Origin of the sequence: Parageobacillus toebii NBRC 107807 (assembly GCF_003688615.2) — a bacterium.
GTDB lineage: Bacteria > Bacillota > Bacilli > Bacillales > Anoxybacillaceae > Parageobacillus_B > Parageobacillus_B toebii.
Map to the genome: position 1 here is coordinate 219,142 of NZ_CP049703.1, position 18,698 is coordinate 237,839.

Annotated in this window: 20 protein-coding genes and 2 other annotated features (1 of these 22 running past the window's edge); of the genes, 1 reads left to right on the plus strand and 19 read right to left on the minus strand. The window is 42.2% G+C overall.

All coding sequences use genetic code 11. From position 1 onward, the window contains the following. Positions 1–152 (minus strand) — a binding site (T-box leader) (it extends 85 nt beyond the left edge of the window). Positions 153–271: 119 nt separating this feature from the next. Continuing rightward, complete coding sequence (locus DER53_RS01110) at positions 272–1,036, minus strand: TrmH family RNA methyltransferase (protein ID WP_062753158.1); 765 nt, start codon at positions 1,034–1,036, stop codon at positions 272–274. Between the two features lie 3 nt (positions 1,037–1,039). Then, complete coding sequence (msrA, locus tag DER53_RS01115) at positions 1,040–1,567, minus strand: peptide-methionine (S)-S-oxide reductase MsrA (RefSeq protein WP_015864756.1); 528 nt, start codon at positions 1,565–1,567, stop codon at positions 1,040–1,042. A gap of 175 nt (positions 1,568–1,742) precedes the next feature. Here msrA and sspI point away from each other — a divergent pair, with 175 nt between their 5' ends. Beyond that, positions 1,743–1,958 carry a small acid-soluble spore protein SspI gene (sspI, locus tag DER53_RS01120; protein WP_015864757.1) on the plus strand — a complete coding sequence of 72 codons (216 nt, stop codon included), beginning with the start codon at positions 1,743–1,745 and terminating at the stop codon, positions 1,956–1,958. A gap of 275 nt (positions 1,959–2,233) precedes the next feature. Here the strand turns inward: sspI and DER53_RS01125 are convergent, their stop codons facing one another. The 17 genes from DER53_RS01125 to polA form a co-directional block, all read right to left on the minus strand. Further along, the gene (locus DER53_RS01125; RefSeq protein ID WP_062753160.1) at positions 2,234–3,319 is read right to left on the minus strand and encodes a M42 family metallopeptidase; all 1,086 of its coding nucleotides are present in this window, start codon (positions 3,317–3,319) and stop codon (positions 2,234–2,236) included. 66 nt (positions 3,320–3,385) lie between these two features. Then, positions 3,386–3,871, minus strand: a complete 486-nt coding sequence (locus tag DER53_RS01130; protein WP_062753162.1) for a dUTP diphosphatase — start codon at positions 3,869–3,871, stop codon at positions 3,386–3,388. A 12-nt stretch (positions 3,872–3,883) separates the two neighbouring features. Continuing rightward, complete coding sequence (locus DER53_RS01135) at positions 3,884–4,135, minus strand: DUF1294 domain-containing protein (RefSeq protein ID WP_062753164.1); 252 nt, start codon at positions 4,133–4,135, stop codon at positions 3,884–3,886. A gap of 65 nt (positions 4,136–4,200) precedes the next feature. Next, the gene (gene rplT, locus DER53_RS01140) at positions 4,201–4,557 is read right to left on the minus strand and encodes a 50S ribosomal protein L20 (RefSeq protein ID WP_062679218.1); all 357 of its coding nucleotides are present in this window, start codon (positions 4,555–4,557) and stop codon (positions 4,201–4,203) included. Between the two features lie 25 nt (positions 4,558–4,582). Next, positions 4,583–4,783 (minus strand): 50S ribosomal protein L35, encoded by a 201-nt coding sequence (gene rpmI / locus DER53_RS01145; protein ID WP_003248690.1) that lies wholly within the window; start codon positions 4,781–4,783, stop codon positions 4,583–4,585. Positions 4,784–4,804: 21 nt separating this feature from the next. Further along, positions 4,805–5,377, minus strand: a complete 573-nt coding sequence (gene infC / locus DER53_RS01150) for a translation initiation factor IF-3 (RefSeq protein WP_073967889.1) — start codon at positions 5,375–5,377, stop codon at positions 4,805–4,807. A gap of 43 nt (positions 5,378–5,420) precedes the next feature. Continuing rightward, positions 5,421–5,554: a sequence feature (ribosomal protein L20 leader region), on the minus strand. A 167-nt stretch (positions 5,555–5,721) separates the two neighbouring features. Continuing rightward, complete coding sequence (thrS, locus tag DER53_RS01155) at positions 5,722–7,656, minus strand: threonine--tRNA ligase (protein WP_062753166.1); 1,935 nt, start codon at positions 7,654–7,656, stop codon at positions 5,722–5,724. A gap of 349 nt (positions 7,657–8,005) precedes the next feature. Beyond that, a complete protein-coding gene (gene ytxC / locus DER53_RS01160; protein WP_015864766.1) occupies positions 8,006–8,878 on the minus strand; it encodes a putative sporulation protein YtxC in 873 nt (290 codons plus the stop codon). Between the two features lie 98 nt (positions 8,879–8,976). Continuing rightward, positions 8,977–9,912 carry a primosomal protein DnaI gene (dnaI, locus tag DER53_RS01165; RefSeq protein ID WP_041269723.1) on the minus strand — a complete coding sequence of 312 codons (936 nt, stop codon included), beginning with the start codon at positions 9,910–9,912 and terminating at the stop codon, positions 8,977–8,979. Positions 9,913–9,927: 15 nt separating this feature from the next. Beyond that, entirely contained in the window at positions 9,928–11,313 is a 1,386-nt protein-coding gene (locus tag DER53_RS01170; RefSeq protein ID WP_062679220.1) for a replication initiation and membrane attachment family protein, read from the minus strand. A 73-nt stretch (positions 11,314–11,386) separates the two neighbouring features. Further along, positions 11,387–11,848, minus strand: coding sequence for a transcriptional regulator NrdR (gene nrdR / locus DER53_RS01175; protein ID WP_015864769.1), 462 nt, complete (start codon positions 11,846–11,848; stop codon positions 11,387–11,389). Between the two features lie 68 nt (positions 11,849–11,916). Continuing rightward, positions 11,917–12,315, minus strand: a complete 399-nt coding sequence (locus DER53_RS01180; RefSeq protein WP_062679221.1) for a hypothetical protein — start codon at positions 12,313–12,315, stop codon at positions 11,917–11,919. 135 nt (positions 12,316–12,450) lie between these two features. Next, on the minus strand, positions 12,451–12,825 hold the full coding sequence (gene speD, locus DER53_RS01185) for an adenosylmethionine decarboxylase (RefSeq protein WP_003248680.1): 375 nt from the start codon (positions 12,823–12,825) through the stop codon (positions 12,451–12,453). A gap of 465 nt (positions 12,826–13,290) precedes the next feature. Further along, entirely contained in the window at positions 13,291–14,319 is a 1,029-nt protein-coding gene (locus DER53_RS01190) for a glyceraldehyde-3-phosphate dehydrogenase (protein ID WP_062753168.1), read from the minus strand. Between the two features lie 122 nt (positions 14,320–14,441). Continuing rightward, positions 14,442–15,041 (minus strand): dephospho-CoA kinase, encoded by a 600-nt coding sequence (coaE, locus tag DER53_RS01195; protein ID WP_062753170.1) that lies wholly within the window; start codon positions 15,039–15,041, stop codon positions 14,442–14,444. Positions 15,042–15,146: 105 nt separating this feature from the next. After that, entirely contained in the window at positions 15,147–15,971 is an 825-nt protein-coding gene (gene mutM / locus DER53_RS01200) for a DNA-formamidopyrimidine glycosylase (protein ID WP_062753172.1), read from the minus strand. A 15-nt stretch (positions 15,972–15,986) separates the two neighbouring features. Next, complete coding sequence (gene polA, locus DER53_RS01205) at positions 15,987–18,623, minus strand: DNA polymerase I (RefSeq protein WP_062753174.1); 2,637 nt, start codon at positions 18,621–18,623, stop codon at positions 15,987–15,989. Between the last annotated feature and the right edge of the window lie 75 nt (positions 18,624–18,698).

The window sequence follows — 18,698 nt, forward strand, 5'->3', positions numbered from 1 at the left end:
GGAACACCTTTACATTCCGTAAGCGCGGAATGGTCCCGGTGTCAACTCCAGAGGTGAATTCACTTGCTTCTACCATAAAAACGCTCCCAGTCTACGGCGTTTTCTCCCTGGATGGCGAGTGGCAAGCTACTCTTCTCTTTCATCGTTGTTTTCTATATTTCCCTATTTTTATATTATCTTTATATCCCATATGTTCAGATAAATAATGCTGTATTATATTATAAGCAAACGGCGAACATCGCGCAACACACACAATCTATATGAAAACAGCCTATGCTTTTGCGTCCCGTAAATGATAAAGCAAAATCCCGGCAGCGACGGCAACATTTAACGACTCGGCCTGTCCATAAATCGGAATGTATAAATTTTTCGTCGTCATTTGCAGCAATTTCTTATGAACCCCGCTTCCTTCATTGCCGACAAGCAAGGCAAACGGACGCACCGGTTTGATATGACGATAATCTTCCCCATTTTCCAGCGCTGTTCCGTAAATCGCGACATTTTTTTCGCGCAGACGCTCGATCCATTCCCAGAGATTTCCGCGAATAATCGGCAGATGAAAAAGCGAACCTTGGGTAGCGCGGATGACTTTCGGATTATACAAGTCAGCGCATCCTTCGCCAAGAATAACGGCATCGATTCCAGCCGCATCGGCGGTGCGGATCATTGTGCCGATGTTGCCCGGGTCTTGTACGGCGTCAATCAGAAGCACATTCGCCTGCGTCCAGTCTATATCGCCATAGGAAAACTGTTCGCATACGGCCGCGATGCCTTGCGGCGTTTCCGTATCACTGATCGCTTTCATCACTTCTTCCGTCACGATCGTTACAGGAAGGTGGCCCGCATTCCAGCTTGGCGGAATCTCCTTTTTTTCGTCAACAATCAGTTCAACAAGAGGCGCATGGCTCTTTAGCGCTTCTTCGACTAAATGAAAACCTTCAATTAGAAATAACCCCATTTTTTCCCGGCCTTTTTTCGTGAGCAGTTTTTTCCATTCTTTCACTTGCGAATTTTTGGTGGACTGGATTCGTTTCAACGTTCACTTCCCCTTTACGCCCCAATGCTTGGCAATAAACTCATCACGTCCTGATGCGGCGCGGTCTTCTTTATAATGCTTTGGGTTTTTCTTATGGTAGTTTTGGTGATATTCCTCGGCCGGATAAAACTTTGTTGCCGGCAAAATTTTCGTGACGATCGGCTTGGAAAACTTCCCGCTTTCCTCAAGCGCCCGTTTTGATGCTTCCGCTTTTTGCCGCTGCTCTTCATTATGGTAAAAGATCGCTGTCCGATATTGCGGGCCGCGGTCATGAAACTGTCCGCCGTCATCGGTCGGATCAATTTGGCACCAATACAGTTCAAGCAATCGTTCGTATGGAAAAACGTTTGGATCAAATGTAATCTGCACCGCTTCGTAATGCCCTGTCGTTCCCGTTTTCACTTGTTCATATGTCGGGTTTTCGACATGTCCGCCCGTATAGCCGGAAACAATGCCGTATATTCCATCGAGTTCTTCAAATGGAGTGACCATGCACCAAAAACAGCCTCCGGCAAATGTTGCTTTTTCCATGTTTCTCTCTCCTCCATGTAAAATCGTATTTTTCATTATAGCAAAAATTACAGCGATCAAACACCAAACAAATCAAATCAACAAACAATTTGTTTTCATTTTTGCATTTCTCATACATATTCAGAAAAATTCCCGTTAAAAATAAGCTTGTACTATATATAGAGGGGTGAATGGAATGGATTTAAACTTGCGCCATGCAGTTATACAAAATATCGCCAATAACACGAAGGAGCAATTGGAAGATACGATTGTTGATGCGATTCAGCGTGGAGAGGAAAAATATTTGCCGGGGCTCGGCGTCCTCTTTGAAGAGATTTGGAAACATTCGAGCGAGCAACAAAAAGAGGAAATGCTTACAACACTGGAACAAGCAGTCAAACAACATGCATAAAAGGGAAGTTTTTTCGCTTCCCTTTCCTCCTTCACCGCTATCATTCGAATCCGTTTATAATCCGCAATCCATACGCCATCCCTAACTCAGACACAAACGATAACTTTTCATCATATGCATCCGCATTCCATACATTCACAGAAACCAATTTCTCTTCCCCCTAAGTTTGTTATGCTAATATATGTTTTTTCATTCCCGCATCTCTATCTTTCACTTCTGTAATCCCTTCGCTAAAAAGAAAAGCCGACATTGATTTGCCGGCTTTTCTTCGCTGATCATTCGAATGTAATTTGTTTAACTTTTTCCGCGTCTAAACGCTTGATGACTTCGACAAGCAGCTTCACCGTATTTTCATAGTCATCGCGGTGCAAAATCGCAGCATGAGAATGGATGTAGCGCGTTGGAATCGCAATCGTCAGCGATGGAACTCCGCTTGCCGTCAAATGGATTGCGCCGGCATCGGTGCCGCCTCCTGGCATTGCATCAAAATGATACGGAATGTCGAGTTCTTCGGCAACATCGATGACAAATTCGCGCAAACCGCGATGCGATACCATTGTTGCGTCGTATAAGACGATGTGCGGTCCTGCACCAAGCTTGCCCATCGCTTCTTTTTCTGAAACCCCTGGCGTATCGCCGGCAATGCCAACGTCCACAGCAAAAGCGATATCCGGCTGAATGGAATGCGCCGCTGTTCTCGCTCCGCGCAAACCAACTTCTTCTTGCACCGTTCCAACACCGTACACGACGTTTGGATGACCCGTTTCCTTCAGTTGTTTTAACACTTCGATCGCAACCGCACAGCCGATGCGGTTGTCCCATGCTTTCGCAAGCAGCATTTTTTCATTATTCAACACGGTAAATTCAAAATATGGAACGATCGAATCACCCGGGCGAACGCCCCATTCCATTGCTTCTTCACGGCTTGTCGCTCCGATGTCGATGAACATATCTTTGATTTCAACCGGTTTTTTTCGCGCTTCCGGAGGCAAAATATGCGGCGGCTTCGAGCCAATCACACCTGTAATTTCGCCTTTTTTCGTTAAAATCGTCACGCGTTGAGCCAGCATCACTTGTCCCCACCAGCCGCCCAACGTTTGAAAGCGGATAAATCCTTTCTCATCGATTTGCGTCACCATGAAACCAACTTCGTCTAAATGCCCAGCGACCATAATTTTCGGGCTGTCGCTATCGCCTTTCTTTTTCGCAATCAAGCTGCCAAGACCGTCTGTCGTTACTTCATCGGCATAAGGAGCTATGTACTTTTTCATCACTTCGCGCGCTTCCCGTTCGTTTCCTGGAACGGCTTTCGCGTCCGTCAATTCTTTGAGCATCGTTAATGTTTCATCTAGCTTTGCCATTATGAAACCCCTTTCCTTTTTCATCCTCATTATTATACACGAAACAACAGGAATGTACAAAATTGGTTAATAATTCTGATTTTGCCGCTCATGATTAACTTGATTTTTTTGTTTATAGGCTTGTTCGATTTCTTCCATAGAAAAGCCTAGCTGTCCGCCAAGCAGCAAATACTCGGTAAACAGTCGGTTATAGCTTTGCCGTGATTTCGTTTTTCTAAACTCATCCGCCGCTCGAAAAACAACGAGAAATTGCTCGACAAGCGGCAAAGTAGCCAATTGCGGCGGAATCTCGGAATATAGAAAATCACTCTCCAAGCCGAGCGATAAAATAAAATGAAGGCCATCGACGTATTCTTCGAGCACCTTTTCTCGCGGAGACGGCGGCTTCACACTCCAAAATTTGAAACAGCGTGTTTCATTCGCAAGTTCGCCAATTTCGACAAGTAAAGCAAGTATTTTTTTATCAAACAAATCTTCCTCCTGTAATCTGTGTTGCGCTTCAATGCGCTCATCCAACTGCCGCTGCAGCGAGTAAAGTGACGATAAATCCATATTTTTCTCCTCCTATAAGTAAAAAATAATACATGTCATTGCTTCGATGGCAGCAATAAGCGGCAATCCGTAACGAAAGGAACGATGTTTCGTTTTGTGGCGGAACAAATGCATGCCAACGGTTGTGCCGATCGCGCCGCCAATGATAGAAATGAACCAGATCGTACTTTCGGCAATGCGCCATTTTCGATGCTTCGCTTTATATTTGTCAGCTGCCATCGTGAAAAAACCGATGAGATTGATGAACACAATATATTGTACCATGTTGATTTTTCCTTTCTATAAAAAATGGCCATCCCCATAAGCGAGAATGGCCATTGCTTCATTCATTATTGAAGTTTGCTTTTTGCAAGTTCTGCAAGTTGTGCAAACGCAGCTTGGTCGTTTACCGCCAAGTCTGCTAACATTTTGCGGTTTACTTCTACACCCGCTAATTTCAAACCGTGCATAAAACGGCTGTACGAAAGACCGTGCATGCGTGCTGCTGCGTTGATGCGCGTAATCCAAAGTTTGCGGAAATCGCGTTTCCGTTGACGACGGTCGCGATACGCGTACATTAACGATTTCATTACTTGTTGGTTTGCGACTCTATATAAAGCATGTTTCGCTCCGAAATAACCTTTTGCTAATTTCAGCACTTTTTTGCGACGTCTGCGCGTTACCGTTCCACCTTTAACACGTGGCATATATATTCCCTCCTATATGTCTCCATTATTTCAAGTTGTCAAGCAATTGACGAATGCGTTTAAAGTCGCCAGGAGATACAAGCGTTGCTTTGCGAAGTTTACGTTTTTGTTTTTGCGTTTTGCTTGCAAATAAGTGGCTTGTATAAGCATGACCGCGTTTTAATTTACCAGTACCAGTCTTTTTAAAACGCTTTGCAGCGCCACGATGAGTTTTCATTTTTGGCATAGGGTGTTCCTCCTCACTCGATTATTTGTCATTTTTCGGTGCCAGTACTAAAAACATGCTACGTCCGTCCATTTTTGGCGCAGTTTCGACAACGCCGATATCCGAACATGCTTCGGAGAATCGCTCTAATACGCGTTGACCGATTTCTTTATGCGTAATCGCTCGTCCTTTAAAGCGAATCGTCGCTTTTACTTTGTCGCCTTTTTCAAGAAACTTGCGCGCGTTGCGGAGCTTTGTATTGAAGTCGTGCTCCTCAATCGTTGGACTTAAGCGAATCTCTTTGACGTTGATGACTTTTTGTTTTTTACGCGCTTCTTTTTCTTTCTTTTGCTGTTCAAAGCGGAATTTGCCGTAATCCATGATGCGGCATACCGGCGGTTTCGCATTTGGTGCTACAAGAACTAAATCAAGATTTAATCTTGCAGCAATTTCAAGCGCCTCTTGTCGAGATTTAATTCCTAATTGTTCACCTTTTGGGTCAATTAAACGGACTTCGCGTGCACGAATATTTTCGTTAATAATAAAATCTTTGCTAATAACCAGCCACCTCCAAGGTTTTTTCCGAATTACTTGTTTGTCGCATCGCACACCCAACTTGAGCGGTTCCGGAAAAACAGCCGATCATCAGCCTTTTCCTGCTAACAAAAAAGTGTGGATGCATACGACACCCACACTACTTACGTTCGAAAACAATATCGCGAACCGTAACGACCTGTCAACAGCCATGCCGGCGTCAACCAGGTGAGAAGCGGGGTGCTTCTGCTTTAGTCACAAACAAGTATTCTATTCACTCTATACAATATATCACCTTGGAAGTGGCATGTCAAGGCGCTTTTCTTGATTGACAAACAACGTCTTTCATTATAGCGAATCATTGGCAGTTTGGCAAGTGAAAATGCGAAAACCGTGAAGAAAGAACTTCACGGTTTTCGTATTGCCTAGTTTCGACGCACTTCCTCTTTCAGAGCGGCAATAAAATCGTCGAGAGACATCGTTTCGCTTTTTTGTTCGCCGTATTTACGGACGTTGACGGCATTTTCTGCCATTTCTTTGTCACCAACGACAAGCATGTAAGGGATTTTTTGAATTTGCGCTTCACGAATTTTGTAGCCAATTTTTTCATCGCGTTCGTCGACTTCGACGCGGAATCCTTGCGATTGCAACGCTTCTTTCACTTTATACGCATAGTCGAGATGCGCTGCTGGCGACACAGGGATCACTTCGACTTGCACTGGGGCAAGCCAAGTTGGGAACGCGCCTTTATATTCTTCAATCAGAAACGCAACGAAACGTTCCATCGTGGAAACAACCCCGCGATGGATGACAACCGGGCGATGCGGTTTGCCGTCTTCGCCGATGTATGTTAAATCAAAGCGTTCCGGCAATAAGAAATCAAGCTGCACCGTTGACAATGTTTCGTCTTTTCCAAGCGCTGTGCGCACTTGCACGTCTAATTTCGGACCATAAAACGCCGCTTCCCCTTCGGCTTCATAATACTCTAATCCCAATTCATCCATTGCTTCACGCAGCATGTTTTGCGCTTTTTCCCACATTTCATCATCATCGTAATATTTTTCTTTATCATGTGGATCGCGGTAAGAAAGCCGGAACGAATATTCATCCAAGCCAAAGTCTTTGTATACTTCTAAAATTAAGTTAACGACGCGTTTGAACTCATCTTTAATTTGGTCTGGACGCACAAAAATGTGAGCATCGTTTAATGTCATGCCCCGGACGCGCTGCAAGCCGGAAAGCGCTCCAGACATTTCATAGCGATGCATCGTTCCAAGTTCGGCGATGCGAATTGGAAGCTCCCGATAGCTATGAATCTTGTTTTTATAAATCATCATATGATGCGGACAGTTCATTGGGCGCAGCACAAGCTGTTCGTTGTCCATTTCCATCGGCGGGAACATGTTGTCTTTGTAATGATCCCAGTGGCCGGAAGTTTTATATAATTCGACACTGCCAAGCACTGGTGTATAAACATGTTGATAACCTAATTCAATTTCTTTGTCCACAATATACCGCTCGATAATGCGGCGAATCGTTGCCCCTTTTGGCAGCCAAAGCGGCAGCCCTTGTCCGACTTTTTGCGAAGTCATAAACAATTCAAGCTCTTTTCCTAATTTGCGATGATCGCGTTCTTTTGCTTCTTGCAACTGGCGAAGATATTCATCTAAATCTTCTTTTTTGAAGAACGCCGTTCCGTAAATGCGCTGCAGCATTTTATTATTGCTGTCTCCGCGCCAGTACGCTCCTGAGATGTTCAACAACTTAAACTCTTTAATTTTTCCTGTCGATGGAACGTGGACACCGCGGCAAAGGTCAAAAAATTCGCCTTGTTCGTAAATGGAGATCGTTTCTCCTTCTGGAATATCGTTAATTAATTCCAGTTTTAAATCATCGCCAATTTCTTCGTAAAGGCGAATCGCTTCTTCGCGGCTCACTTCTTTCCGGACAATTTCCAAGTTTTCTTTCACAATTTTCCGCATTTCTTGTTCAATTTTCGGCAAGTCTTCCGGCGTTAATGATTCTTCCATATCGATATCGTAATAGAAACCATTTTCAATGACCGGACCGACGCCAAGTTTTACATTTTTATACAGACGCTTAATCGCTTGGGCCATTAAATGGGCAGTACTATGGCGCAAAATGTCCAGCGCTTCTGGCATATCTTGCGTAATGATCGAAATCGATCCATCTTCCTGAATCGGTGTGCGCAAATCAATAAAACGATCGTTTAGTTTGCCGGCAATCGCTTTTTTCTTTAATCCCGGGCTAATCGATGCAGCGATTTGTTCTGTCGTTGTTCCTTTTGGAAACTCCTTTACCGCTCCATCAGGGAATGTAATGCGAATCATTTCCGACATACACTTTTCCTCCTCCTTCTTTCGTGTTGAAAATAAAAAAACTCCTCCCTCAACAAAGGGACGAGTTTGTTTCGTGGTTCCACCCTTCTTCCCACCGCCGGCAAAAAAGACATACTTCGCCTCTGGCGATGGCTCGAATAGAATAACGGTCGTACCGTCGACAATTACTAGACTTACGTCGTTCACTGCCGCAGCTCCGAGGTGGTAAGTGTATTTTTCGTGTTAGGAAGGTTGCAGCCGATGCCTTCCCTCTCTGGAAACCGTAAAAATACACCCGTGTCCTCATCATCACTTTTCCGGATTTCTTTTATGTACGTTATTATAGAATGAGTATAGGAAAAAATCAAGTTCATCTATCTTGTTTTGCGCCGATGGCTCGATATTTTGCAAAATCGCTTTGGCTGCAGAGGAAAATCCGCTCTTGAAATACATTTTGAATCGTTTGAATCATCCCATCATCGATATCGTCTGTATACAAATAAATGATGTTCGGTGCAATGGACACAAGCGGTGCTAATATGGAAGAATCAATGTACATCGGCTGGCTGATGATCAAATTACGGTCGATCATTTGTTTTAATTCACTCGCTGTTATTTCGCATAACTTTTCATCAAAAAAAAGAAAAGATGGCGGCTTGTGGACTAAATGAATGACGGATAATTTCGGCTTTTTGGATGCCACACAGTCACGCAACATTTGCACAAAATTTTGATATTCCTGCTCTAGTTTATATTCATCAATAGCAAGTTCGACGTAGTGTTGGAGCCGTTCCATATATGGCTTCAGGCGAAACGTAATAAAGGATGAAAAGGAAAAGGAAAGACCATCTTTTAAAAAGTGCTGTAGCGCGTTCGCAATCAATGTTTCCCGTGAAATGGAAGATTGCTTTCCCTTTCGATAATCATATCGCTCCCCATCGAGAAAGGAATGGGCAAGCTGTAAAATTTGATGTTGTTCTTCTTTATCTTGAAAATAAAACGTGCCAGAAATAATCGATAATAATAGCCGATCTTCGATAAAACGAAGAATAAATTTTGTCATTGCTGGTATTAAATCTGATAAAATAACCTGATCGGTGTTGTCATATATGTAAATCGTGACGAGGGAATCTCCATTGTATGTTGCTTGAAAGAGCAGATTCATTGTTTTTTTCTGCCTTTCTTTCAGCAAACAAAACAACTTTTCAGCATCATTGGCTTGTTCAAAATAAATTTCAATCAAACGTTGTCCCCCCTTTTACGAGTTAAATGCTTGTTCTATATATATGGGGACAAACGGTCGTTTAGAATAAAAAAGGATATTTCCACTAAGGAAATATCCTATTCAAGCCGGCGATTTCTTCCTTTTATTTCTACTGGATGTGCCAAATAACGGATCCGCTCCATAATGCGCGCAGCTTTCATCTGCTCTTCTTCCCCGCGCTGCGAATAGGTCAAATGATGCGCTAATTGCTGTAAATCAAAGTTCGACGTAAAAAATGTCGGCAAGTTTTCAAACATCCGATATTGCAAAATAGGACCTAATAAGTCATCGCGCACCCAGCTTGACATTGATTCCGCGCCGATATCATCAAGCATTAAAATCGGCACCTTTTTGACATAATCGAGTTTTTCATTAATCGTTTGGTCTTGCAGCGAGCTTTTTAACTCACGGAAAAATTCCGGCACATACACGATAAGGGACGAAACGTTTTTTTGCGCAAGCGCGTTGGCGATCGCGCCAAGAATATACGTTTTTCCGACGCCGAATGATCCGTATAAATAAAGTCCTTTCATCTTTTTTCCCGGCTCATACTCCGAAACAAAACGATCGGCAAGTTCAATCGCCTTCATTCGTCCCTCATCGGTAAGATCAATGTCAGACAGCGAAGCTTGCAAAATTTCACGCGGAACAAACAAACTTTGAATCAGTGATTCCTGCCGTTTTCGTTCATCATATTTTATTTTTGCCGGACAGCGGTCATACTCGACATCAATGACAGTTCCTTTTATAACAAGATGAGGATGATATCCTTTTAAAAAGTTTTTGCATTGATCTAAACTAGGGCATTGTGCGCAGTTTTTGCTTTGCTCCATAAACTCATACAGCTTCATTAAACTGCGGTCTATCATCTCTTTTGTAATTTCCCGCTCGTGTTCACGTAAAAATGCTTGTACTTCTGGGTGTGACAAAATTTGTCGTTTCATTTGTTCATAGCGCTGTTGAAAATCTTTTTTATGAAGCAGTCGATTTAACAGTTGATCCATTCGTTCCATCATTTCCACATCCTATTATTCATTGCGGTATTTTTTTAATCGTTCCTCTAATTCCCGGCGCTTTTCTTCGATATTGATATTTTCCTCTTTGTCTTGATCATCGTTTTGACTATAATCCATATTAAGCCATTCTGGCAACAATTCTTTTCGCACTGCTTTTCTGTTTGTTCTTTTGCTTTTTTCATTTGCCCAGCTTTGATATGTTTTTGCTTCTTGCTTTGCCAGCTCCATTGCCTCTTTGACGGTGCGTACTTTTTTCCGCGCCCAATGACTGGCAATTTTTTCAACATATGCTTTGGATAGTTTCATATTTGTACGCAACATCACATAATAAATTAATACGTTCACAACACCCGGAAGCAATTTTTGTTGAAACATAATGTCCTCAATCAGCTGCAAATCGCTCATCGATGGTTCGGCTCCGCCAGATATTTCTATTAACAATTGGCGGGGGGAAATGGTTTCAAGCTGCTTTATCAACAGTTCCTCTTTCGTTTTTGGTTCGACATTCGTCATCGTACGATACGGAAGCGGCTGCACTCGCGAACTTAAGTTAGGAGGAGAATCTCCGCGTTCAAATTCATACCACTCATGAACGGCTTTCCGCAATGCATCGATATCAATATGGTTAGACGGATCAATCACACTCATGACAATTTTTTGCATGTCAAGCGGTCCAACACCGTATAAAAAGGCTAATTTTTTTATCGCTTCTTTTACCTTTGCCGTAATCGCCCGCTTTGGCACCATATGTTTAGATAAACCGGCAAAAAATAGTTCGAAATCAAATACATCATCGCTAAGTTCGTACGTATTCTCTTTTCTGCTGATATACTCATACCCATCAACAAGCCGCAAATCTTCTTGCGTTTCTTCATTCATATTAGCAACCATTTGTTCCACATGCACAGACGCAAATACATCATGAAACGCGCGAGTAATAGGAGAAAATTTCGTTTGGTCAATGGATGGGGTGGAAAAGAACTGTTTCAGCTCTTGAAACTTATGTTTGCCGATACGGTTATAGAGGAAAACGTTAAGCATTCCATCCATGAAAAATTGCTCTGGTGTAAGCGGCGGCTGCAGCTCATAAATAAACAATTTCGGTTCTTCATTATTGACATACGTCTTTAATAGCCCAATTCCTTCTAATTTTAAACGTTCTTCATAGATTTCTCGCAAACTGCATTGCATAAGCACCATTAAACTATGATGGGTCGTTTCTTTTTCCGAAAGAAGCTCCTGCTCGCACCATAACGTCATATAAAGACTTAATGCCCGATGGCCTATTAGCGGTTGATAAAGGAGAGTGAGCACTTTTCGGTCAAAATCATGCAACACTCCATTGCTCCGTACCGTATAACGGTCAACAGGAATTAATTCTTTCCAATGATGTTCCATTATTCTCGACCTTCCGTATTAAGTTTTAACGATGAAAAAAAGGGCTTATTATCTATTGCGCAAAAAGCCCTTTTTAACGTTGTTCTTTTTTAATTAGCTCTTTTAGTTCTTCAATAAATACATTTAAATCTTTAAATTGGCGATACACGGAAGCAAAACGGACGTAAGCAACCTCGTCCACTTTCGATAAACGTTCCATCACCATTTCACCGATCGTTTCGCTTTTCACTTCCGCTACTCCTTGATTGCGAAGCTCCCTTTCAATGTCCTGCGTAATTTTTTCGAGTTCTTCTAAAGCAACAGGACGCTTTTCACACGCTTTAATTAAACCGCGCAAAATTTTATCACGGCTAAATTCTTCGCGCATTCCTTGTTTTTTCACGACAATCAGCGGCATTTCTTCCACTTTTTCAAATGTTGTAAAGCGATAGTGGCATTGTTCGCATTCCCGTCTGCGCCGAATCGAACGTCCTTCATCCACCGGACGCGAATCAAGGACTCTTGTGCCGTGATGCTGGCATGATGGGCATCTCATATAACCAACTCCGTTTTTATTCTTATCTTTATGATAACGGAACAAATAACAGCGGGCAAGTTGTTTCGCTATGCGTTCATTCCCGACCCAATGTATGGAAGGCGTTGGTCCAATTTTCGATATAAATCAATGATGACCTGCCGACTCCGCCCAAAATCAAATGGCAAAAAGGTTGTTTCCGTTGTGACCGAAAAATCGACCGCTGTCTCAAGCGGGCGAACGGAAATGACAGTAACCACAATGAATACTTTTTTTCCACGGCGAGTTGTCGCGCTGAACTCTCCTCTTTCTTCAGAAACAGATAATAATTCATAATCAGGTGAAGAAGTGAACAATTCTTTTACCGTCTGGATTACAGTATTATTTGTCGCCTTATAGTAACGGCTCCGCAACTGTTCGTCCTCATGATTTTCTCTCGTTTCACAATGATTGGTTAGCGCATATTTCAGCTTTTTCCAAACACTCATCATTACTTCCCCTTATTTTTCTGTTTATAACGCTCCGTAATTACTATTATCATATCATCATTTTTGACTAAGATGTATATTAGACAAGTAAAAAAGAGGCGCGTCTTTCGCACCTCTTTTAATTTCGCTCGTTAATTATAATGCTTGTGCTTTTTTCACTTCAATTGGACGCATGCCACGCGGAAGTTCAATCGTTTCGCGCGTTTGTGCTCCAAGTTTATCGGCGATATAATCCGCCGCAATTGTCGGATCTAAGTGTCCACATGTGTAAACATCGATACTTGCATATCCATGTTCTGGAAACGTATGAATAGTCAAGTGCGATTCAGAAATAATAACAACTCCACTAACACCTTGTGGCGCAAACTTGTGGAATGCGACTTCGCGAATTTCTGCTCCAGATTTCAACGCAGCATCAACAAACGTTTTCTCAATAAATTCGATGTCGTTCAGCTTATCAAAATCGCATCCCCATAATTCTGAGATAACGTGACGACCCATTGTGTCCATTCCATTAATCCCCCTTCAAACAAATTTTCTTAAAAAATAAAGCATGAAACTCTTTTGCAATATGGCATGTATAACTACCACGGGGGAAAGTTAGTCCTAAGAGGTCCTAACCCTTTAAGTAGTCACATTACCGTTGCCTTTAAGAAGTTCACGAGACATAGTATACTTTGTTTACATATTTTTTTCAATATCCTTTTTTGTATTTTTACGTTATTAAGAGAGTATTTTTTGCCATCTACATGTTACTGTTTCCGAACGGAACGCATTTTATAATGATATCAAAGGGTCATTATGATCACGCATGATTTTCCAGCAGGGAAATATGAATCGCCGTGTAAACCGGCATATGATTGACCGTGTTGAAAAAACAGCGGACACTGTTAAACGAATTCCGTGCTTTCCTTCCTGTAGACTGATTCGGGGCGCACCAAAGCTAAAAGCTGGCCGCAATGGCCAGCTTTTTTATTATACGTTTACGCTTAACTTTTCCCTCATTTTATTTGCTATCATATTCGCTAAATCGACGACGCGGCAAGAATAACCCCACTCATTATCGTACCAGGCTAACACCTTGATTTTGCGCCCTTCCATCACCATCGTGGACAATCCATCAATAATCGCTGAGTGTGGATTCGTGTTGAAGTCGATGGAAACAAGCGGTTCCATTGTAAAATCAAGAATTCCTTTTAGCGGACCGTTTGCTGCGCGAATAAACGTCTCGTTTACTTCTTCTACTGTTACCTCTTTTTTCACATCCACGACTAAATCGACTAACGATACGTTTGGCGTCGGAACGCGGAGCGCCATTCCGTGCAATTTTCCTTTTAAGTGAGGCAGTACTAATCCTAACGCTTTTGCCGCACCGGTCGTTGTTGGAATGATCGATTGCCCGCAAGAGCGCGCACGGCGCAAATCTTTATGCGGATTATCAATATTTTTTTGGTCGTTCGTATATGCATGAACGGTCGTCATTAAACCGTTTTCAATTCCAAACGCCTCATCAAGAACTTTCACAACAGGAGCAAGGCAGTTTGTTGTACAAGAGGCGTTGGAAATAATAAAGTGTTGGTCAATGTCAAGCACATGTTCGTTTACGCCAACGACAATCGTTACATCCTCATTTTTCCCAGGTGCTGTTAAAATCACTCGTTTGGCTCCTGCCTCTAGGTGAAGGCTTGCTTTTTCCCGGGAATTAAATTTTCCTGTTGCTTCGATCACAATGTCAATATCCAACTCTTTCCACGGCAACTCTTTCGGATCGCGCGAACTGAGCAGCTTAACTTTTTTACCGTTGACAAGAAGCCCATCTTCTAGTGGGACCACTTCACCATCAAATTTCCCATGATTCGAATCATATTTTATTAAATGCGCTAACGTTTCGGATGGGTAACTCGCATTAATCGCTACGATATCCAGATCCGGGGAATAAATCGCCTTGCGGAATACCATTCTCCCGATTCGTCCGAACCCATTAATCGCCACTTTCGCTTTCATTTATGTTCTCCTCTCATATATATGTTATACTAATTAACCGATTTGTACATAAATAGTATATCATATTTTTGTGATATGTGGAGAAAAAAATCATCAAAATAATAAAAAAAAACGCCCTTTTTTTATAGGGCGTTCCATTCTTTTAAAATTTGTAAAAGTTGTTGTTTGGTTTCTTCAATTGTTCCGTTATTGTTGATGACCGCATCCGCTTTTTTCACCTTTTCATGAAGCGGCATTTGCGATCGAATTCTTGCAAGAGCCTCCTCTTCGGAAAAACCGTTCCGTTTCATCAAGCGCTCAAGCTGGATATCATTATCAACATATACAACAATGATTTTATCAATCAAGTGAGTAAGTTCGCTTTCAAATAAAAGCGGAATATCTAAAACGATCGTTTTTGCCCCTTTTTGAACGTACGCTTCTTTTTCGGCAAGCATACGCCGGCGGACAGCCGGATGCACGATGGCGTTCAGCTTTTTTCGTTCCTGCTCATTATAAAAAACGATCGCTCCTAATTTCGCTCGGTCAATTTCCCCATTTTCCTGCAAAATGTCCTGTCCAAACGTCTTAATAATTTGTTCGTACGCTTCCTCTCCCACTTTGACGACATCGCGAGCAACTTGATCGGCATCAATAACGGGTATGCCAAGACCGCGAATCATCTCCGTTACTGTGCTTTTTCCGCTCGCGATGCCGCCTGTTAATCCGATCGTAAGTGTCATATTTTCCTCTCCCTAAAAGTGCAGAATAATAAATTTGTGTGCGCTTTGCGGGACGTAGGCAAGTCATTGACTTGCCTACGTCAGCCATATCAAGTCGCATTTATATTAATGCTGACAAAATGCACAATAATGAGTCCCCCGACCGGCAACAACCGTTTTTTGAATCGGCTGCCCGCAGCGTTGGCACGGCTCTCCTTTTCGTCCGTACACAAATAACTGCAGTTGAAACGTTCCTGCTTCTCCATTTGTGTTAACGTATGACCTTACCGTGCTTCCTCCTTTTTCAATCGCTTCTTGTAATATTGTCACCATTTCGCGATGTAAGCGAGCAACTTCCTCGTCAGTTAATGACGACGAGATACGTTCAGGATGGATTCCAGCACGGAATAGTGACTCATCTACATAAATATTGCCGAGCCCAACGACAACCGTTTGGTCAAGAAGTGCCGTTTTGATCGTACGGTTCGTTTTTCGCAGCCGCTGTGCAAGAAAATTGGCAGTAAATGTTTCCGAAAACGGTTCAGGACCTAACTGTGACAAAGGCAGCCGCGCCTCTTCTTCTCCTTTTCGATAAAGATGCATCGTTCCAAATTTTCTTACGTCGCGATAGCGAAGTTCTGTGCCGTCTATAAATCGGAAAATAATATGCGTATGCGGTTCGATAGGATCTTCCTTTTTACAAACCGCATAACGTCCTTCCATACGCAAATGAGAAATAAGCACATGTTCATCAAGAATAAATTTTAAAAATTTCCCCCGTCTATGAATATCACGAATTGTTTGTCCTTTCATTGTTTCAATAAATTCGGTAACATCTGCCGGATACTTAATGATTTTTGGCCAAAATACTTGGATATCGGCAATGGTTTTACCGGCGGTTAATGGAATAAGAGTGCGACGAATGATTTCGACTTCCGGCAGTTCTGGCATACGTAATCCCTTCCTTTACTTTGCGTCATACCATGTTGGTCCAAAATGATAATCCACTTTAAGCGGTACCCGTAATTGCACCGCATTTTCCATTACTTCCGGAACAATTTGTTGCAATCGTTCTACTTCTTCTTTAGGCGCTTCCAAAATGAGTTCGTCATGCACCTGCAGCAACATTCGTGCTTTCATGTTTTCTTTTTTCAACCGATTCGATAAATCGATCATCGCTTTTTTAATAATATCGGCAGCGCTCCCTTGAATCGGTGTATTCATCGCTGTTCGTTCCGCAAAGCTGCGCAAGTTGAAGTTTCGGCTTGTAATGTCCGGCAAATAGCGGCGACGATGCAAAAGCGTAGTAACATAACCTTTTTGTTTTGCCTCTTGGACGATATCTTTCATATATTGCTTTACCCCTGGAAAAATCTCAAAATATCGTTTAATAAATTCACTTGCTTCCTTCCTAGTAATATTTAAGTTTTGCGACAGCCCATAGTCGCTGATGCCGTAAACAATGCCAAAGTTTACCGCTTTCGCTTGCCGGCGCATGTTTGGCGTCACTTCATCTTCGTTCACATGAAAAATATCCATTGCTGTTTTCGTATGAATATCTAAATCGTGACGAAACGCATCAATTAAATTTTCATCATTTGCAATATGGGCAAGCACACGCAATTCAATTTGCGAATAATCCGCGGAAAAAATCACCCAATCCGGTTCTGATGGAACGAACGCTTGTCGGATTTTTCGCCCTTCTTCTAAACGAATCGGGATGTTTTGCAAATTTGGTTCCGTAGAGCTCAACCGTCCTGTCTGGGTGAGCGCTTGGTTAAAAATCGTATGAACTTTGTTCGTGTCATGATGCACCACTTTTAATAACCCTTCGATATACGTTGATTGCAGTTTTCCTAATTGGCGGTAATGCAAAATTTTCTCGACAATTTCATGTTGTGGCGCAAGTTTTTCGAGCACTTCCGCCGATGTGGAATAGCCTGTTTTCGTTTTTTTCAATACAGGCAGTTGCAGCTTTTCAAACAAAATGACACCTAACTGTTTTGGTGAATTGATGTTGAACTCTTGACCAGCTAATTCGTAAATTTCTTGTTCTATTTCTTTTAGCTGTTCCGTCAATTCTTCGCCCATCTCTTTTAACCGCTTGACATCAATTTTCACACCGGTAAACTCCATCTCCGCAAGAATGGAAGATAGGGGCAATTCCAAATCAGTGAATAAAGAATATTGCTCATTTTCCTGTAAATCGCAAATAAAATCTTGCTCTAATGCGCGTATCGCCGCTGCTTTACGCACGAGATGTTCCGCTAAAACTGGCTCATCCGGAATTTTTTGTTTCGCGCCTTTTCCATATACTGCTTCATCGGACTGAACGTCGATATATTGCTTCGTTTTTGCAATAGAAGCGACATCTTCTGTAGATTGGGATGGATTTAACAAATACGAAGCGATTAATAAATCAAATTGAATACCGCGCAACTGTATTCCTTGCCATTTTAAAGAAACGATTGCCCGCTTGCCATCAAAAACGCTTTTTTTCTTTGATTCATCTTCCAGCCATGTTGTAAATAAAGAAGACGACAACGCGGTATCTGTACGAATAAAGAAGTTTCCATGCTCATTGGAGATCGCAAAGCCCAAAATCGGCGCCTTATGATAGTTTGATTCCAACACTTCGACAACGAGGGCCGCCTTATCGGACAAAATGGATTCCGTTACCTCATCGACGATCGTATAATCGATGTCCGATAGCGCAACCCCCGCCTCTTCTTCGCCTTGCGGGGCCGCCATTTTTTCAAGAAGCGAGTTAAAACCAAGTTCTTTAAATAGAGCAATCACTTTATCAACATCATATCCGTTATATTCTATATCATCTAACGAAAGATCGACTGGAGCATCGCGTAAAATGGTTGCCAGCTGTTTGCTCATAAGAGCAAGGTCACGATATTTTGCCAAATTCTCTTTCAATTTATTTCCGCTTACTTGCTCGATGGAATCTAGCAGGTTTTCAATCGTGCCAAACTCTTTTAACAGCTTTAATGCCGTTTTTTCGCCGATTCCCGGCACCCCTGGAATATTGTCCGATTTATCTCCCATCAATCCTTTTAAATCAATAATTTGCTCCGGTGTTAATCCGTATTTCTCTTGCACTGTTTCTGGAGTATAGGATTCCACATCGGTGATACCTTTTTTTGTAATATCTACCGTTACATAATCAGTCGCAAGCTGTGTTAAATCGCGGTCTCCGGAAATAACTTTTACTTCAAATCCTTCCTTTTCCGCTTTTGTGCATAACGTACCAATAATATCGTCCGCTTCATAATTTTCCAACTCATAGAAACGAATTCGGTACGCATCAAGCAGCTCCCGTAATAGTGGAAACTGTTCGGATAATTCCGGAGGCGTTTGCTGCCGTCCTCCTTTATATTCTTCAAACGTCTTGTGGCGAAATGTCGTTTTTCCCGCATCAAAGGCAACGAGCATATGTGTCGGCTTTTCTTCTTCTAAGATTTTCATTAACATCATCGTAAATCCATACACCGCATTCGTATGAATCCCTTTATCGTTATGTAAAAGCGGCAGCGCAAAAAAAGCGCGGTACGCAATGCTATTTCCATCAATGAGTACGAGTTTCTTCTTCAAAACATTCCCTCCTCCAACACTCTTGTTCTTATTGTAACATGATTTGCTTTGTAAATAAAAAAGACGAGAACATTT

Bases quoted from the DNA above. Each gene is read 5' to 3' on its own strand.
- sspI (WP_015864757.1), top strand. From the start codon at position 1,743: ATGGATTTAAACTTGCGCCATGCAGTTATACAAAATATCGCCAATAAC.
- DER53_RS01180 (WP_062679221.1), bottom strand. From the start codon at position 12,315: ATGAGTGTTTGGAAAAAGCTGAAATATGCGCTAACCAATCATTGTGAA.
- DER53_RS01190 (WP_062753168.1), bottom strand. From the start codon at position 14,319: ATGAAAGCGAAAGTGGCGATTAATGGGTTCGGACGAATCGGGAGAATG.
- mutM (WP_062753172.1), bottom strand. From the start codon at position 15,971: ATGCCAGAACTGCCGGAAGTCGAAATCATTCGTCGCACTCTTATTCCA.
- speD (WP_003248680.1), bottom strand. From the start codon at position 12,825: ATGGACACAATGGGTCGTCACGTTATCTCAGAATTATGGGGATGCGAT.
- msrA (WP_015864756.1), bottom strand. From the start codon at position 1,567: ATGGAAAAAGCAACATTTGCCGGAGGCTGTTTTTGGTGCATGGTCACT.
- rpmI (WP_003248690.1), bottom strand. From the start codon at position 4,783: ATGCCAAAAATGAAAACTCATCGTGGCGCTGCAAAGCGTTTTAAAAAG.
- DER53_RS01130 (WP_062753162.1), bottom strand. From the start codon at position 3,871: ATGGATTTATCGTCACTTTACTCGCTGCAGCGGCAGTTGGATGAGCGC.
- dnaI (WP_041269723.1), bottom strand. From the start codon at position 9,912: ATGGAACGAATGGATCAACTGTTAAATCGACTGCTTCATAAAAAAGAT.
- thrS (WP_062753166.1), bottom strand. From the start codon at position 7,656: ATGTCGGAAATGATTCGCATTACATTCCCTGATGGAGCGGTAAAGGAG.
- DER53_RS01135 (WP_062753164.1), bottom strand. From the start codon at position 4,135: ATGGTACAATATATTGTGTTCATCAATCTCATCGGTTTTTTCACGATG.
- nrdR (WP_015864769.1), bottom strand. From the start codon at position 11,848: ATGAGATGCCCATCATGCCAGCATCACGGCACAAGAGTCCTTGATTCG.
- rplT (WP_062679218.1), bottom strand. From the start codon at position 4,557: ATGCCACGTGTTAAAGGTGGAACGGTAACGCGCAGACGTCGCAAAAAA.
- DER53_RS01170 (WP_062679220.1), bottom strand. From the start codon at position 11,313: ATGGAACATCATTGGAAAGAATTAATTCCTGTTGACCGTTATACGGTA.
- DER53_RS01125 (WP_062753160.1), bottom strand. From the start codon at position 3,319: ATGGCAAAGCTAGATGAAACATTAACGATGCTCAAAGAATTGACGGAC.
- coaE (WP_062753170.1), bottom strand. From the start codon at position 15,041: ATGACACTTACGATCGGATTAACAGGCGGCATCGCGAGCGGAAAAAGC.